Origin of the sequence: Wolbachia endosymbiont of Onchocerca volvulus str. Cameroon, from assembly GCF_000530755.1 — a bacterium.
Classification (GTDB): domain Bacteria; phylum Pseudomonadota; class Alphaproteobacteria; order Rickettsiales; family Anaplasmataceae; genus Wolbachia.
The window spans coordinates 360,980-378,055 of sequence record NZ_HG810405.1 but is presented as its reverse complement, the minus strand read 5'-3'; the positions used below and the strand labels follow the sequence as shown (position 1 = coordinate 378,055).

The following is a 17,076-nucleotide window of genomic DNA, read 5'->3' as shown; positions in this document are numbered from 1 at the left end:
GATGCATTTCAATCACTACTTTTTATTGATTAGGTTGCATAGTTTAACAGGTTTATGGCTTATATTATTTCCGAGTTTAAGTGGTATTACTCTAGCCTCAACTTCTATATCATGGCAGACTTTTTTCCTCTTTATCTTGTTCACTATAGGCTCATTTTTAATGAGGTCTGCAGGTTGCGTAATCAATGACATTCTTGATAAAGAAATAGATATACATGTTGAGCGAACAAAGCATAGACCACTTGCAAGCGATGCATTAAACGTAAAGCAAGCCTTGGCTTTACTTTCCCTGTTATTATCTATTGCACTGGTAATCCTATTACTCACCAATAAAACTACGCTTATGTTGGGAATAATCTCTATATGTATGATAATTATTTATCCCTTATTAAAACGTCATGTTTGGTGGCCACAGTTGTTTCTAGGATTTACTTTTAATATGGGATCACTCATGGGTTGGACGGTAGTAAAAAACAAGATCAGTATAGAACCTGTACTCTTTTATACAGGATGCATCTTTTGGACGCTGAGCTACGACACTATATATGCTCATCAAGATAAGAGAGATGATGAAAAATTAGGAATAAAGTCAACTGCATTGCATTTTGGTAATGCAACAAAATGTTGGTTAAAAAAGTTTTATCTAATTTCTCTTATGATGTGGCTATGTGCTGGTATCTTATCATCATTAAATAACATTTTTTATATTGCTCTACTTGCTATAGGATTCATGTTTTACTACCAATATAAAAATCTTAATCTTGATAACCCTAGTCAATGTATGTCCATATTCAAAAACAATTCTTACGTGGGGCTACTGCTTTTTTCCAGCATTCTTTTAGACAGAGTGATAAACTGAATATACCTGAAAAAAGCTCCTGCACAGATACTAAGTACTTTTTTTATAGCTCTAGCCTCTAGAAAAGATTTCCAAAAGCAGTGTGTAAGGTAGTATTAAGGTTCTGTTTTTAGCGCTTGAAGAAATTTTATATATCTTAGGCTACAAAACCGTATATTCTCTATATTAAAAATAATATATAAAGCTACTCAACAAATTTTACCAATCTCATGTTTTGACAACTAGGTTATTTCTAACTCAGAACCTATTTTTAATCTTCTCAAACTTAATAGTAAATTGAGCATAAATTTAAAATATTTTTTTATAGACTGCATGAAGTATAGTAACTACATGTTTTTTAAATCCTTTCTACATTCAGCAAAATCATACTTAAAATATAAACATCAGCAAGAGTAAAAAGTTAAAGCAGATGAGGTTTTTTGCCTTTGCCCTATGCCCTAAGGGCTATAGGTTAAACTATCCACTATAAAACCTGTTTTTTCATTTCTTCCTGTTATTCCAGCGCTTCTTTTTTATTATTCGAGTAGTAGGCACTAAAATGACATCGTGCACTTTAGGTAAAACAGGTTTTTAATTATATGTCATCAAGTATAGCATGGTTAACCTCTACTTTATATTTTGACTTCAGGTAACTCATTAATTGCTCTTTTAGTGATATCATCACTCTTCTTCCAGTATCAAACGTATTTAATTTGCCATTTGATGAATATATTTCTTTTAAAAGACCTATTATAATATCATTATCATATTGAATAGGATCTGTTACTGAATTAGTTGTTTTCATATCAAAAATCTCTTCTATAAAAGAAGAAGGATAATTCTGTTGCCCAACATCATTGCGTTGTACCTGCTGGTCTTTAATTAGTTCTACACCTTCAGTTTTCTCAAAATCTACTTTCTCTTTTAATTGAGTTATAATTCTTTGTCCAATTTTAAACATTTGTTCTTTTATAAACTCATTACGCCAAAGATCTATCACTGATGCCTTACCTTCTTCAAAACTTTGCATCTTAGATGGAATAATATCGATGATCTTTACACTAACAACAGTATCTCCAATACTCTTAAAATAACCTTTTTGATCTTTTTTCCGTGAAAAAATAAAGGAAATCAAATCATTAGAATTTCTCTCATTATTTACGCTTTGATCTTCTCCACTAGCATCTACTGGACCGATAGTTTGAATAGGCAAATTGTACTCACTAGAAATCTCTTCAATCGTCGCACCATTATATATCTTATAATTTACTTGATTTATAAAATCATTAACTTTTTCAAAAGACTTTTGGTTGATTAAAATTAATTTTATGTCCCTCTTTAAATCAGCCAAGCTTTCATCAGAGATTTGATGCACATTGTCCACCTTTATTATATGCCAGCCAAAATTGCTCACTAAAACTTCGCTTACTTCACCTGCTTTAAGAGCAAATACCTTTTCTCTCATATCTTCTGGTAGAAAATCCTTAGTCACATTATTTATTCTAATTTCCTCAAGTTTTATTTTACCAAACTTTTCTACTATCTGTTCAAAGCTTACTTTGCCATCATCAAGTGCCTTTTTTACTACTTTGACCTCTTCCTCATTATGAAGTACTAGATTAAATATATCTCTTTGATCTTTAAGCTCTTGTTGTTCTATTATACTGTTAACCTCTTCATCTGAAATGTGAACCTGATCTTCAAAATATTTTTGACCTAAAGAAATATATTGTGCAGTTCGACGTTCAGGATAATAAAAGTAGGACTTATTTTCTTCATACAAGTTAAATAAAGTTTCATCATTTGGCTTTGGAATATCTGTAACTGCATCTTTAGTTATCTTAATAACATCGACTATCCTGGTTTGATAGCGACTTTTATATATCTGTTCATCAATTTTCTCACCAAAAGTTATTGGATAACCACCTTTAAACAATGAGGTCATGAACATCATTGCAGGTAGAATTTTTTTCAGCTTTGCTATATAATCTTCCTCTATCATATGCAAATCATTTAGCATTTCATAAAATTTCTCTCTATCAAATTCCCCTTTATTGTTTTGAAGGTACTTGATGTTTCTAATATGGTCTTTTACAGATTCTTCTCCAACTACCAATCCCAGATCATTAGTTAGGTTGAATAATAGTTTTTGCTCTATAAGAGCATTAAGTAAATCGTATTTCAGTCTTTTCGTTTGTTCTATACTAATATCAGACCCAGGAGTTTTATTTCCATAATTTTTATATAACAACTTATACTCATCTAATGTTATAACTTCTTTTCCAACTCTCGCTATTTCCTTTTTCTCACTATTATCTAATAGAAAACTACCAACCCCCATGAAGATTAATAAAAAGGCCAAAGTGACAATGGTTACTTTAGTGAAAAAATTTTTAACACTCATAAACACAAAAGTTAATTAGTGTTAATTATAACAGGAATTTAGTTCTTGTAAATTTACTAATTCATTAGTTATGATATATAATATTATAATATATTAAGCTTAAAAATTCAATTTTTCTCGAATTGAAATATACATTTAAGTCAAGCAATTGCATCCAAAGAGAGTTAATATTCCTTCAGGTCTCTTAAAAGAGACCTAGTTACTTACTTGATCAAATCAAAGGATTGTAAATTAAGAAATTATTAAGTGGTAAAATTAATGCTTTTTTAATTTTAATAGCTTATATTTTAGCTCTATATAACAGCAAAGAATATTTTAAATGGTAGATGTTTTCCTGATGTCATCAGAACTTTCTAAAAGAAATAATAATAAAAGTAAACAGCTTCTTATGCAAATTGCTGCTTGGTTAGTGGATAACACTGCTTTAACTTTTAGCCAGATAGCTCAATGTTGTGAGTTAACTCTTGAAGAAGTGCAAGATATAGCTGATGAAAAAATAGATGCTGAAAGATTTAATCCTATTATCTCTGGAATAATAACTGAAAAAGAAATTGATGACTGCAAAAAAAATCTGGATCGTATTCCAAACTTGGTTACAAAAACCTTTAAAAAAAGGAGGAATAAACCAATCGGTAACATTTTTAGGCTTAACTCTGTAGTGAGACGTAAAGATAAACCTGATGCAATTTATTACTTAATAAGAAAATTTCCTATTTTGGATAATAATGTCATAGCTAAATTAATCAGTACAACAAATCATACAGTAGAGCAGATAAAAAATGGATCCCATTATAATATGCAAAATATAAAACCTCAAGATCCTGTGCTGCTTGGCTTATGTAGCCAAGAAGATTTAGAGACAGAAATAGAAAAAGCGAAAGTAAAAGAAGAGAGAAGAGAAAGGTTAAAGAACATAAAAGAAAATTATCGAAGCACTCTTTAAATTGCTTATTTATTTTTATACCTTATTAACATCAAATTAACTTGACTTGTTAATGTATATTAGTATAACTAGCTAAAGTATTTAACTTAATGGCAATTAAGTTTGGTACTTCCTAAAAGCTAACTAAGCTTAATTTTATTATCTTGTATCGCATTTTAAGTTAGTAAGCATCAATTAAAATTTTTGGAGGACTATGGTATATGGTAACAATCAATGAAGATGTTTTAGCAAAGGAAAAGGTTGCAGCTAAACCAGAACCAGTAAAAAAAAGTGAACAAATTCCTAACAATGATATGGCAAAGCAAACAACAAACGGAGGTGTAAAAGAAAACAGAAAAACGCTAGATTTGAGTGAATTAAGAAAAAAAACAGCAGAAGAACTATTGGGTCTAGCTGAAGAAAGAAAAATCTCAACTAATGGTAAAAGTAATGGCAGAATGCTGAAGCAAGAGATGATATTCAGTTTAATGAAAAAAATGAGCGAAGAAGGAGGAGTTACTACAGGAAGCGGGGTAGTAGAAATATTACCTGATGGTTTCGGCTTTTTGCGCTCAGCAAGTGCAAATTATGCTACAAGTACTGATGATATTTATATTTCTAATGGACAAATAAAAAAGTTCAACTTGCGTACTGGAGATATGGTATGCGGAGAAATAAGGCCACCTGGAGATAAAGAAAGATATTTTACTTTAACTAAGGTTCAAAGCATAAACTCTACTGAGATAAATGAACTAAGAAAGTATGTCCATTTTGATAATTTGCTTCCCCTTTACCCTGAAGAGAGTTTAATTCTTGAAAACAACATTAGTGAAGATAATAAAAAAAATATAAATATGCGTGCTGTTGACATAGTTGCACCCCTTGGAAAAGGACAAAGGGCGTTAATAGTTGCTCCACCTCGTACAGGAAAAACAATATTGCTTCAGCAAATGGCTCATTCTATAGCTACAAATCATCCTGAGATAGAATTGATAGTGTTACTTATAGATGAAAGACCTGAGGAAGTGACAGATATGATACGCTCTGTAAAAGGTGAGGTAGTGAGCTCCACATTTGATGAACCTGCCTACCGGCATGTACAACTCGCTGAAATAGTAATAGAAAAAGCCAAAAGAATGGTTGAACATAAAAAGAATGTTGTAATTTTGCTTGATTCCATAACTCGCCTTGCACGAGCCTATAATGCAGTTATTCCTTCATCCGGTAAGGTTCTTACTGGTGGTGTAGACTCAAACGCGCTGCAAAGGCCGAAGCGCTTTTTTGGAGCAGCTCGCAATATTGAAAATGGCGGTTCTTTAACGATCATTGCTACCGCTCTTATAGAAACTGGCTCAAAAATGGATGAAGTTATTTTCGAAGAGTTTAAAGGTACAGGTAACGCTGAAATTATACTCGATAGAAAACTTGCAGATAAGAGAATATTCCCAGCTATCGATATTACAAAATCTGGAACTAGGAAGGAAGAGCTATTAATTGATAAAGCTATATTAAATAAAATATGGGTGCTGCGTAGGATACTTAATCCTATGGGATCAGTTGAAGCAATGGAGTTCTTGCGTGACAAACTACTTTTAACAAAAAGTAATGCTGATTTTTTTAACTCCATGAATAATTAGTCATAGATTAGCAATAGAAATTCTAAAAAATTGGTATATGATAGGCTATTATATAAGTAGCTTTTTAGGTCACCTTATCTACTTTATTTTGCCACTTCACTAAAAAACGATACCAATGAAAAAAATCATACTGGAAATTTAGGAAGACTAAATTTCCAGTACCCAAGGTGTTAATTACTCATTTCGTAGTACTTCTCAACCAATTTATTGAGCAACCTTACACCAAAACCTACTGCTCCTCTTGGAGAAATGTCAGTGCCTTTTTCATGCCAAGCAGTTCCTGCAATGTCTAGATGTGCCCAGCAAGTTTCGTTCACAAAACGCTGCAAAAACTGCGCAGCTATTATACTATCCCCACCAGAACCTACAGGGGCTATGTTTTGCATATCAGCAATCGGTGAATCAATAATTTTATTATAAGTCTCGTTCATAGGAAAACGCCATAGTTTCTCATTTACTTCATTTCCTGCATTAATAAGATAATTTGCTAATTCATCATTATTGGAAAAAAGACCAGCATACTCGTTATTCCCAAGTGCGACTACTATAGCACCAGTCAAAGTTGCAATGTCAATCATGAACTTTGGCGAAAACCTGTCTTGCGTATACCATAAAGCATCCGCAAGCATGAGCCTTCCTTCTGCATCAGTATTTAACACTTCTATTGTCTGACCAGACATTGAGGTAACTATATCACTTGGTCTTTGGGCATTACCACCTATTGAATTCTCTGCAAGTGCAACTACACCAATTGCATTTACTTTTGCTTTTCGCCCTGCTAGAGCACACATTACCCCAACTACAGCAGCAGAACCTGCCATATCATATTTCATTAACTCCATACCGCGTGAAGATTTAAGTGATATTCCACCAGTATCAAACGTTATACCTTTACCCACGAAAGCTATCGGTTTTTGTTCTAAAGCTCCATTCCATTTTATCACTACTAATTTTGGCTCTTTACTACTTCCTTGTGCTACTCCAAGCAATGCTTTCATTTTTTTCTCTTCTATCTGCTTTTTACCAAGTACTTCAACCTCAAGGCCAAGCTTAGTAAGTTCAGCTTTTATACGGTCAGCATAAAACTCTGGATATAAAACGTTAGGTGGCTCAGTGATAAAAGAACGCGCAAGAAATATACCTCTACCTTCTTGTCTTAAACATTCAAACGTTTTTTCAGCACTACTTAATTGCTCATTTTTTACTAACACTATGATCTTTTCTACTTCTGTAATTTTCTCATCCTTTTTAGTTCTATACTTATCAAACTTAAAGCTACGTAAAAGCGCACCGTATGCGATATTTGCTGCATTACCTTCAATTGAAATCACCGCTTGCTTAATTCTTAACCTGCTTAATTCACAATATATCTTGCCACCAATATTTAATTCTTTATTTTCATCCCATTCACTCCTCTTACCAAGCCCAATAATTATGATATTTTTCCCCTCTAATGAAGTAACGGAGAAAAACTCACCAAAGTCTCCATTGAAGTCACTAAATTGTTTTATATTGTCTATAATCCACTTTTCTTGCAAAACACTATAGTTACTATTCACAACTTCGTTACCTTCAAATAAACCTGTAACTATTGTTTTTAAATCAGGTGGAATTCTAGAAATTATTATCTTCATTATTTATAACTCTATACAACCAGAATAATATTTACCAAAATGACTGAAAAATACAAGTCTTATCTCTTACCAGAAAACCTATTATATCCACCTAAAGTAATATTAAACGTGTAAGTTTTAATGGCTTGGTCATTATAAACAAATGATGCTATCAAAAGGTTCGCAAGTCCACTATCAATAAAATCACTAAGGACAGAATCAACATAATTATTGCAATAATAGTCAGCAAAAAACATTTGAGTTGTGAATTCTGGAAAATCTGGATGCTGAACCAAAAAGTTAACATGTGGAGCTCTATCGCCAGATTTACCAGGTGCTACCGTAATAAAACTATAATAGCCAAGGTTATTTACTATAAATTTTCCTGACTCAGCAAAATTCAGATCAAGTTTATCTTCCTCTATATCTTCATCATAATGACTCATGCCGTATGAATTTGCATGCCATATAGAAACCACAGCATTTTGTATTGGTAGACAGTTTATATCAGTAATTCTACCCACTATATTTATTAATTCTCCTGTTGCACTAACTGGAGAACCAGGTTTCCTTCTCAAGTTATTTGAAAAATTAAAGTTTCTCGGCTGTGGGTCAAGATTATAAATTTCTGGCGTTTTAATACAATTAATCAGAATAGGATCAGCCGCAAACAATGACAATCCAAACATACTTTGTATTAAAAGCACCAATAAAATATCTTTCACTCTCACCTCATTTATAATGTTTTTATTTAGATTATAGCGGCTTTTTTTCTTTCATTAAAGGTAGAACTTCTTTGCTACTTCGTATCACCAAGCATAACCATTAGATCTTTAGAGCTCACATTAGAGATCACATAACCTAAAGTATTTTTTACCTGTTCATTAAGTGAATCCAAACTCGAGCTTTTTTATATAAGCAGAACACTTCATTACTTAACTTTTCCTTTTTAAAAGAAATATTCTTAAGCAAAAGCTTATTGTATTTTTTTAAAAAGTCCATTAATACTAATAAGCCATATTTACCTATAATTGCACTAATGCTGAAATATAGTGAAAAGAAGAAATAAGCAAAACTGTATCTAAACACAGCAACTTTTTCTTTTTTTTCTAGAGATAACTACCGTGCTTATTACATATAATAAACTAAAAAACGTGTAACAAAAGAAGATGAACAAAAAAATAAATACATCTGCTGCAATTTAGCCACTTTATTTCACAGTAGGCATTCACATTAGAACATACATAGCTGTCCCATTATACTTGTAGTTATTGTAAATTACCACCTTGTTTCAAAGCAGCATATTTAAGAACCCTGGCGAGCTTTGCATCTTGGCTTTACTTTATTTATAATGTAAACTTTACTACCTCTTCTCACAACTTTACAGTTTTTATCCCTGCTGCGATAAGATTTTAGTGAGCCTTTAACTTTCATATCTATAACAAGAACTAAAATAGCTTACCTTACATTGTGGATTCCTACAAGAAATTAGTCAATTAATAAATTCCTCGCATTTTATTAAAATGCTGTATGATTGTTGCTGACACTTCTTCAATTGACTTTTGTGTAACATCAATAATTAGCCAGTTATTTTGTTTGAAAAGTTCCTCTGCTTTTTTAATTTCCTTTTCTACTTTTTTAGGATCAGCATATATATTATTACCTTCGTTATTGATTGAAGTAAGTCTATTTTTACGTATTTCTACTAGCCTATTTACGTCTATTGTTAACCCTATTGTCAGCTTATTCTCTAATTTTGTTAAATCGACATGAAAAGGCACCTCACTAACAAAAGGAATATTTGCAACCCTATAACCTCGATAAGCTAAATATATGCTAGTAGGAGATTTTGATGTACGCGAAACTCCAACCAAAATTATGTCTGCTTTATTGATGTCTTGAATATTTTGCCCATCATCATGGTTAATAGTGTAGTTTATTACTTCAATACGCTGAAAATACTCGTTATTTATCTCAGTATGTAAATCAAGTTTCTCGTCTTTTTCAATTTCAAGATATGAGGAAATTTCTCTAATAATATGTGACAGTATTGCTCTATAAGGAATTGATAATTTTATACAATAATCTTTTAAATATTTTCTTAGTTTATCATCAGTAATAGTGCATATAACGAAATGGCATTCATCATTTTTCTTATTGACTCCTTTCAAAATTTTATCGATTTGTTCTTCTTTTTTCACAAAAGACCAAACATATTCAATAGTTTCTACAGAACGAAAGTGCTTTAAAGCTGATTTTGCAACTGATATAACAGTTTCACCACTTGAATCTGATACTAAATATAGATTAAGCTTCTTTTTAAGAGCCATGATTTATATAGGTATTATACTAAATAATAGTACAGATTTAAACAACTTGCTACTAAAATTACGTTAATTTATTAGTTTACATAAATAGAGGAAAACTATCTTGTTGATAAAGCTTAAACCAATTGATAAATTTTTAATATAATTATTATTGAAACAAGTGTTTTTATTAAAGCCTACAAATTTTTCTTATTTCTCTAAGAAAGCTCTACCTTGGCTTGAGGTTATGTGTTTCACGTGTTTTTTAGTTGGAGCATTTTTAGCTTTAATCTTCTCTCCAGAGGATTATAAACAAGGAGAAATTGTGCGAATTATGTACCTTCATGTACCTTCTGCATGGCTTTCTCTTGGAATATATGGACTCGTTGCATTGCTAAGTTTTATCTCTTTAGTATGGAATAATAGCATTGCTAGTGTTTTAGCACATGCTGCTGCTCCTGCAGGAACAGTCTTTTCTGCAATATGTTTAATCACAGGTAGTATCTGGGGAAAAGGAACCTGGGGTACTTGGTGGGTATGGGATGCAAGGCTTACTTCAATGTTAATCTTATTTTTTCTATATATTGGGTACCTTTCACTATGGAGTGTTTTTGATAATGAAGAAAGAGCTGAAAAATCAGCAGCAGTATTTGCCATCTTTAGTACTATAAATATTCCTGTAGTAAAATTTTCTGTGAACTTGTGGGCTACTCTTCATCAGCCAACAAGCATTTTTAGAAGTGGTGGAATAGCAATAGAAGGTTCCTTACTGTTGCCATTAGTTGTGATGTCTATGTTTTATGCAACATTTTTTTTAGTCGTATGGATATTGTATTCACACTATTTGATTAATTTGTATAAAATAAAGAGAAAAATTAATATGCAGTACCAGATAACTTTGTAACTATATAAAAGAATATGTTGGAGGAAGTTAGATCAAACAATTTTAATTGCTTAAGGTATCTACCTAAAGCTATGGGTCTTAGTGTAAAACAGACCAGGATCTTATAGTAATTAACATAGATTTAGCATCAATGTTTTTCACATTATTTATATGGTGATTGTCACACAGAAAAAGCTTAAGAGTGTGTCGTAAAAGAGTTTAAGAGTTTGGCTTTCTGTATGGTGAGTTAGCCAATCAATTAGGTCAAAAACATTAAACAGAAAATTGCCTGAAGCATAGCCCCTCATTATTAAAAATAAAGAATGTACTATATGGTACTTAATCTAACTAACTTTGAAGGCAGCAACGATTAACTTATCAGAATAAAGCAAGTGTTAAATTCAAATTGACTTAGGCACTTTATTAAAGTTCTTAAAACATATTATATAACGGCATATTATTTTTACAGTAAATTTATAGAGCTTATTACTTAACCAACAAGAAAAATCGTTCATTAGGTATAAGGAAACTTGCTATGATCACTAAATGATAACTCATCTTATTATGGATAACTTAAAAAGTTGTGATATATAAGGCATGCAGCTCTCTCTGTGCCAAGTGGATTTATTATATCGAGTTTATAAACCCTAGAAGATTTCATACGTTTGTTTAATTAAAGTGCTTTGATGCTTTGAATAGAGGAACTAAAGGTAAAAATTGAACACCCTAATCCACAAATAATAGAGATATTGGATTCTTGCTTAAACAATTAATAAAAAGAGCTAATAAAAGTGCGTATAACCTTTCACTTTTTTTGTTCATAGTGACACTAAACAAATTATCGCAGGCTGCTGATTAGGATTGAGAAATACACTGTAAAATAGTAACTTTTACAACCATAGATTTTTAGATAGAGAGAGATCTCCATGAAAAACTTTGATATGAATGTGATCTTAAACATTCAGGTTATGTTGATGGAACAGCATGTACATTTTCAGAGAGCATATTGTAATGCATAATAATATAGCACTTATAGTATTAGTAATGCTATATAGATTTTTCCATAGAGAACCTAAACAAAATTTTCCCTCCAGTGCCCTAAATTCCACAAAAAAACTTATACCTATTCAACTTGGAACGGTAGATAGTGTAATTTTCTAACTTATGCTAAACATATACACAACAGAAGCAAACAATAAGCTTTACCTTCCTTCATAGGATACAAAAACTTAACCCTCCATGTCATCCCCTGAAGAGTTATTTTAATCATATATTTAAATGTTAATTACTTAGCCTCATCATAGCAGGTAACTTCTATGTGACTCAACTCCTACTTACCTTTTGAACAAGACTTTTAAGTTTATCTTCTGCTTGTCTAGTTTGAAAAGAATTTTTGTGCTTACCTTTTACTTTTTCAGAGAAATTTGATTAATCAAAATCATATTCAACTAAATTAATAGCATAATTAAGCACTACCCAAAGCCGCACAGTTGATTTCACCTAGCATTCTCAGAGGTTAGTAAATAGAGAAACGGCACACTATTTATTTGATTAAAAATCAACTTCGTGCATTATCTTAATATCCCTATAATGGCATTATTTATCTTATAAGCAGAATATTCTTCTAATTTTAGGTTAATTTCTTAATTATACACTTTACATAAGCGTGATCAAACGAACCAAGTATTTACTCTACTAGCACTGGATCTTGTCTGTGTTGAGTTACCACCTAATAGTTCGTTCTCGAAAAGAACGTTATTATGAAATTCACTAGTAGTGAAGTCGAAAACCACCAAATCGACAAAAATTACAACACAAGCATCTTTTAGCATCTTCGGTTTCATTAAGATATAAAATAGCTATTTTAGTAACACTCTTCCTATACTATAACCTGCAAGATTAATTTTAAAATCTTTAATTTTTGACCCTTATTCTTCAGCATAAGATTTAAAAATATTATGAAGAAATTAGACCGCAAATCTATAAGTGAGTTATAGAAATTACAATGAATTCTTCTGTAATCAGATGAAAGTTCTGAATAGCAAAAATGCACCTATATCGATATTATATAATTAAAACTTTTTATAATAGAGTACAGAAATAAGCTATGGCTATTATGTTCCTATCTTTCACAAAAACAAAATTAGCACACTTTTCACCACCATAATAAAATGAATAATACTATTATGATCCCTCTTCAATAAACTTGGCTCTAATTTTGTATCCTATGCTAGAAGATATCGGATTGTTATTACAATAAATAATCTAGACAAGTAAAGGATGATTTGATTTAAGTTATAAGTATTTATAAATACATAACCTTCAATAATCTCAAATTCATTGCCACATTTTTCATCTTGCATTTACCGGTATCTAATGAGATGGAGCTTGATTTGTTCAGTATTACCTGATTTTGGAGCTTGCATAACTTATACTGGTGTTTGCAATATTAAACTAATTTCATAGAAGGCTTAAAATCTATATAAAATATCTGGATTTATCTAAGTAACTTTACCTACTGACTATGAACCTATGTTATTATCAATAATTATTTTAATACTTATTAAAGTATTTTATAAGAGTTTTTCATTCTTAATCTATTATTCTATCATGAAAAGTCTCACTTCACAAGGTAGACAGCTAGATTATAATACAGATAACAAGCAAAGAATACTTAACCTCCACATTGAGTTTTGATTAACACATACGTTAGCATATTAAAAAAAGTTGCTCTTAAAGATGTTGCATTTTACTTTTGTTTCAGCTATAAGGTTGCTTTGAGTTGAATTTTCAACACTTTTATACTATTTTACATTTAGAATAATGATTTTGAAATTTTTTGGGGGCACTTTCATGAAAAAATCTACCTACACTAAAACTGCTCTAGCTTCTTTATTAGCTTTATATTCTTTCAGCAGTTTTGCTGCTGACTTTTCTAATGAAAATATGAAGGAAGTAAAAAAGCAAGAGGGTACAACAACTTCTGCAAGAATGGAAGTTATGAAAACATCAAATAAAAAACTAAAAGAGAAAATGGACCGGATATGTAATGCTGATCCAAGAAAAGAAGCTGAAGAGCTTAAGAAGAGTGAGGAACTGAAGCTAGCAGCTAAAAAAAAGAAAGAAAAGGAAAAGCTAGTAAATGAGAAAAAAGCAAAGGTTCTAAATGTTGAGAATTCCAACTTAGAAAGCTCTAAAACTAAGAAGACTAAAATCGAAGCAAAAGTTACAAAAGATAATATAAAAGTTATTAATCAGCATACAGGAGAAAAAGGTAATGCAAATCCTGTAGTCTCAATCGGTGACGTTGATATTATCAATACCAACCGAGGGAAAAGTGGTTTGAAAATAACTTTCGGTGGTGCTGTTGATGCTCAAGGCTATGGCAAAACAGGACCAAGTGGTGAAGATTATAAGTGTTATAACAATATGATAAATTGCTATACTAATCCTAACAATCAGACAACAGGGTTGCATCCAATATTTGGGCAGACAGAAAATATCGGTGATTATAGCAATGATACAGGTATGATTACAGATGCAATGTTGCACTTAAAAGCAGAAAATAAAAATGAGGATTTAGGACTTCTTTATGGTGCTGACGTGCAACTCCAAGTTCCACTTACTGAAGGCAAAGGAGCTTCACAAGGTGTTAATGTGGTAAGAGGTAGAAGTGCACACTTATTTTTGAATTCAAAATATGGTGACTTGAAACTTGGTTATCAGTTTGGTCCTGAAGCTTTGATGAGGCTTGACGCAACGAGAATTGCAACCGTTGACGGAGCTGCAGATAGCAATTGGTTTAGAAAAGTAAACTTAGAAGGGATTAACAAAAATTTTCCATTTTATGTGACACCACGTCTTCATACTGAAAGTTTTTCAAGTGGAAGTGAAACTTTCTCTTTCTATATGGCAGGAAAATACCATAAAGATGTTATGACTACACTGCCGTTTAGAGTTGCTTATTACTCGCCAAGTTATATGGGTGCAAAACTCGGCATTGGCTATTCACCTCGCTATGATAGTAGTTTATTTGTTATAGAGAATAAGAAACATATCGGTCCAGATTATGAGCATATAGTAAGTGCTGGTGTATCGTATGAATATGATTTCAATAAATATAATGTAAAAATCAAAACTTCTATGACTGGTGAATATGGGCTACCGAGACAACTAAATGAAAATCAACTCTTTTATAATGAATATGTAGAATACAATAATCTGATAGGCGTTAATTTAGGTGTAAGTGCTGACTATAAAATTAATGAGGATAGGGATATAAAATTTGCTACATCTTTTGCATACTTAGGCAAATCTGACCAACCAAAGAATATTAAAAAATTAATTAATGGCAACTATCAGAAAATTGAGATTGAAAGTACTATTGGTAACAATAGAGAAAAAATGGAAGAGTCAGAGACTAAATTTGAAAGAAATGATAAAAGCACCATGTATTGGACTACGGGTACTGGTTATCAGTATGAGAACTTCTACACAAGCTTGACTTACTTTGGTAGTAAAGCAGGTGATGGAAATAAGCTTCATGATATTGCACTTGGCGTTCAATATGATCTCTCCTCTACTTGCAGTAAAAGTAAGTTTGTCCCTTATGCAGTTGTTCATTATTTTATGACTGATGACAAAGGATACAAAGAGAAGCTTACCGCTGCGTCTAATCAGGGAATGCTTTTCCTTACTGGTATAAGGTTTTCCTTCTAATTGGCGAAAATACACGCCATATTTAAAATGTGGTGTGTATTTTAAATGTTCATTATAGCACTATCAAGTGTTATTAAAAAAAATTCCAGCATATCGAGCAGTAGCTTAAGATATGGATAATAATATCATGGTAAGGAATTTGAAAAAATAACACAATTTTTTTAATATTCCAAAGTTGTTCTGTATCACAAAAAACCAAACATTAGGTTAACAGCTAGTTAAATTACTGAAGGTATCCAAAAGGTCATTTGCTCACAAGTAAACTGATTTGATTTGGTAAGCATAAAAAAACAGCTGATCTTGTGTTATGCTAGTAGCTAAATTTTCTTATGTTATGCCGTTATAGCATTAATAAATAGCTAAGCAAAAGCTGTTAGTACTACTCTAGTTATTAATATTTAAAAAATTTATTAAATAGAAAAAATAGGAAGAAACTTAGAGCGTTTTTTTTTAGCCTTCAATATACAATTCAACCGTATTTGAAATACAACTGACCTCTAGCCCCTAACTCTAATATTAAAAGAAACTTACTAAGCAGAGAAAAAAACAAAGAAAACCCACAAGCTAATCATCTTATTCTCTATTTTAAAATTTAGCGTTAGATAATGTCTTGAGTACTTTATAAATAAGTATACTTCAGCTTATATAGATAAAAGCTTAGAATCTAAGAGAATTTATAAAAACATAAAAGCAAACATAGTATAAAAAACTAAACAGTCATACATTAAATATAAACTTTTTACCGTTTTAATCTGCCAAAATTGAAAAGTTAAACGAAATAACTTTATGCCATGTGAGAAGTTTATTGACTTCATAATAATAGTTACTTTAAATTAGTGACTATTGTTGCAATTAAAGTACCAATGGCTTTTTTCTTTTATCTTTTTGCAATCCTCAGCATTCTATCTGCTATTTATGTGATCAGTGTAAGGAATCCTGTTCATGCAGTGTTATTTTTAATTTTCACCTTTGTTAACTCTACAGTTCTTTTTATCCTTCTTGGAGCTGAGTTTATTGCTATGATACTACTAATAGTATATATAGGCGCAGTTGCAGTGTTATTTCTCTTTGTAGTTATGATGCTCGATATTGACTATATAAAACTGCGTCAGGGTTTCACGAAACATTTAGTCCTTAGTACCATATTATCTGTTGTATTTTTTCTGGTTATCAGTTTTATAATTCTCAACTCAGCGTTAAATATAAACAATGGTATAAACTATAGCATGAATAATATGAAAGCTATCGGTGATTTGCTGTATACTGATTACATGTACGCCTTTCATCTTTCTGGCATTCTGCTACTCACCGCAATTGTAGGCACAATTGCTCTTGCCTCGCAAGATAAGAAAAAAGGAATTAAAAGACAAAATGTGTTAAAACAATTAACACAATCCTCATCTGTAAGATTAGTTAAGGCTAAATTTGGAAAAGGAGTGAAATGGAAATAGGATTAAATCATTTCTTGGTAGTTGCTGCTATTTTATTCACTATTGGAGTGTGTGGTATTTTTATCAACCGCAAGAGCATAATCAACATATTATTATCAATAGAAATATTATTACTAGCAATTAACATCAATCTAGTTGCTTTTTCTGCTTTTATGAATAACATAATCGGGCAAATTTTTGTCATGTTTGTATTAACTGTTGCAGCAGCTGAGTCAGGAATAGGACTTGCAATATTAGTTGTATACCATAGAAATCACGGCAACATAGATGTTGAGCAGGTAAACTTAATGAAGGAATAAAAAT

At 31.3% G+C, this 17,076-nt stretch carries 13 protein-coding genes; 7 read left to right on the top strand and 6 right to left on the bottom strand.

What is annotated here, in order from left to right:
• Window position 1: 1 nt before the first annotated feature.
• The gene (gene ubiA, locus WOVOC_RS01540; protein ID WP_014869157.1) at window positions 2-859 is read left to right on the top strand and encodes a 4-hydroxybenzoate octaprenyltransferase; all 858 of its coding nucleotides are present in this window, start codon (window positions 2-4) and stop codon (window positions 857-859) included.
• A 574-nt stretch (window positions 860-1,433) separates the two neighbouring features.
• On the opposite strand, the gene WOVOC_RS01535 is transcribed toward ubiA, so the two are convergent.
• On the bottom strand, window positions 1,434-3,242 hold the full coding sequence (locus WOVOC_RS01535) for a peptidylprolyl isomerase (RefSeq protein WP_025264107.1): 1,809 nt from the start codon (window positions 3,240-3,242) through the stop codon (window positions 1,434-1,436).
• A 319-nt stretch (window positions 3,243-3,561) separates the two neighbouring features.
• Here WOVOC_RS01535 and WOVOC_RS01530 point away from each other — a divergent pair, with 319 nt between their 5' ends.
• Together WOVOC_RS01530 and rho are read left to right on the top strand one after the other, a co-directional pair.
• Window positions 3,562-4,185, top strand: a complete 624-nt coding sequence (locus WOVOC_RS01530; protein WP_014869155.1) for a cell cycle transcriptional regulator TrcR — start codon at window positions 3,562-3,564, stop codon at window positions 4,183-4,185.
• Between the two features lie 200 nt (window positions 4,186-4,385).
• The gene (rho, locus tag WOVOC_RS01525) at window positions 4,386-5,801 is read left to right on the top strand and encodes a transcription termination factor Rho (protein WP_014869154.1); all 1,416 of its coding nucleotides are present in this window, start codon (window positions 4,386-4,388) and stop codon (window positions 5,799-5,801) included.
• A gap of 170 nt (window positions 5,802-5,971) precedes the next feature.
• On the opposite strand, the gene WOVOC_RS01520 is transcribed toward rho, so the two are convergent.
• The 4 genes from WOVOC_RS01520 to WOVOC_RS01505 all read right to left on the bottom strand — a co-directional run bounded on the left by WOVOC_RS01520 (window position 5,972) and on the right by WOVOC_RS01505 (window position 9,744).
• Entirely contained in the window at window positions 5,972-7,435 is a 1,464-nt protein-coding gene (locus WOVOC_RS01520) for a leucyl aminopeptidase (RefSeq protein WP_025264106.1), read from the bottom strand.
• Between the two features lie 59 nt (window positions 7,436-7,494).
• Complete coding sequence (locus WOVOC_RS01515) at window positions 7,495-8,145, bottom strand: protocatechuate 3,4-dioxygenase (protein ID WP_025264105.1); 651 nt, start codon at window positions 8,143-8,145, stop codon at window positions 7,495-7,497.
• 574 nt (window positions 8,146-8,719) lie between these two features.
• On the bottom strand, window positions 8,720-8,848 hold the full coding sequence (locus WOVOC_RS01510) for a ribosomal protein bL36 (protein WP_025264104.1): 129 nt from the start codon (window positions 8,846-8,848) through the stop codon (window positions 8,720-8,722).
• 62 nt (window positions 8,849-8,910) lie between these two features.
• Window positions 8,911-9,744, bottom strand: coding sequence for a pyruvate, water dikinase regulatory protein (locus WOVOC_RS01505; RefSeq protein ID WP_014869151.1), 834 nt, complete (start codon window positions 9,742-9,744; stop codon window positions 8,911-8,913).
• A 157-nt stretch (window positions 9,745-9,901) separates the two neighbouring features.
• Here WOVOC_RS01505 and ccmC point away from each other — a divergent pair, with 157 nt between their 5' ends.
• Entirely contained in the window at window positions 9,902-10,624 is a 723-nt protein-coding gene (gene ccmC / locus WOVOC_RS01500; RefSeq protein ID WP_025264103.1) for a heme ABC transporter permease CcmC, read from the top strand.
• A 1,649-nt stretch (window positions 10,625-12,273) separates the two neighbouring features.
• On the opposite strand, the gene WOVOC_RS04645 is transcribed toward ccmC, so the two are convergent.
• On the bottom strand, window positions 12,274-12,447 hold the full coding sequence (locus tag WOVOC_RS04645) for a hypothetical protein (RefSeq protein WP_155981146.1): 174 nt from the start codon (window positions 12,445-12,447) through the stop codon (window positions 12,274-12,276).
• Window positions 12,448-13,456: 1,009 nt separating this feature from the next.
• Here WOVOC_RS04645 and WOVOC_RS01490 point away from each other — a divergent pair.
• From WOVOC_RS01490 to nuoK, 3 genes are all read left to right on the top strand, one after another.
• Entirely contained in the window at window positions 13,457-15,322 is a 1,866-nt protein-coding gene (locus WOVOC_RS01490) for a WD0745 family porin (RefSeq protein WP_025264102.1), read from the top strand.
• 863 nt (window positions 15,323-16,185) lie between these two features.
• Entirely contained in the window at window positions 16,186-16,773 is a 588-nt protein-coding gene (locus WOVOC_RS01485; RefSeq protein WP_025264101.1) for an NADH-quinone oxidoreductase subunit J, read from the top strand.
• Window positions 16,764-17,072: an NADH-quinone oxidoreductase subunit NuoK gene (nuoK, locus tag WOVOC_RS01480; protein ID WP_025264100.1), complete on the top strand. Its 309-nt coding sequence runs from the start codon at window positions 16,764-16,766 to the stop codon at window positions 17,070-17,072. Before WOVOC_RS01485 ends, nuoK begins: the two co-directional genes overlap by 10 nt.
• Window positions 17,073-17,076 lie beyond the last annotated feature (4 nt).

Excerpts from the sequence above, each read along its gene's own strand:
- ubiA (WP_014869157.1), top strand. The coding sequence starts at position 2 with ATGCATTTCAATCACTACTTTTTATTGATTAGGTTGCATAGTTTAACA.
- WOVOC_RS01535 (WP_025264107.1), bottom strand. The coding sequence starts at position 3,242 with ATGAGTGTTAAAAATTTTTTCACTAAAGTAACCATTGTCACTTTGGCC.
- WOVOC_RS01530 (WP_014869155.1), top strand. The coding sequence starts at position 3,562 with ATGGTAGATGTTTTCCTGATGTCATCAGAACTTTCTAAAAGAAATAAT.
- rho (WP_014869154.1), top strand. The coding sequence starts at position 4,386 with ATGGTAACAATCAATGAAGATGTTTTAGCAAAGGAAAAGGTTGCAGCT.
- WOVOC_RS01520 (WP_025264106.1), bottom strand. The coding sequence starts at position 7,435 with ATGAAGATAATAATTTCTAGAATTCCACCTGATTTAAAAACAATAGTT.
- WOVOC_RS01510 (WP_025264104.1), bottom strand. The coding sequence starts at position 8,848 with ATGAAAGTTAAAGGCTCACTAAAATCTTATCGCAGCAGGGATAAAAAC.
- WOVOC_RS01505 (WP_014869151.1), bottom strand. The coding sequence starts at position 9,744 with ATGGCTCTTAAAAAGAAGCTTAATCTATATTTAGTATCAGATTCAAGT.
- WOVOC_RS04645 (WP_155981146.1), bottom strand. The coding sequence starts at position 12,447 with ATGAAACCGAAGATGCTAAAAGATGCTTGTGTTGTAATTTTTGTCGAT.
- WOVOC_RS01490 (WP_025264102.1), top strand. The coding sequence starts at position 13,457 with ATGAAAAAATCTACCTACACTAAAACTGCTCTAGCTTCTTTATTAGCT.
- WOVOC_RS01485 (WP_025264101.1), top strand. The coding sequence starts at position 16,186 with ATGGCTTTTTTCTTTTATCTTTTTGCAATCCTCAGCATTCTATCTGCT.
- nuoK (WP_025264100.1), top strand. The coding sequence starts at position 16,764 with ATGGAAATAGGATTAAATCATTTCTTGGTAGTTGCTGCTATTTTATTC.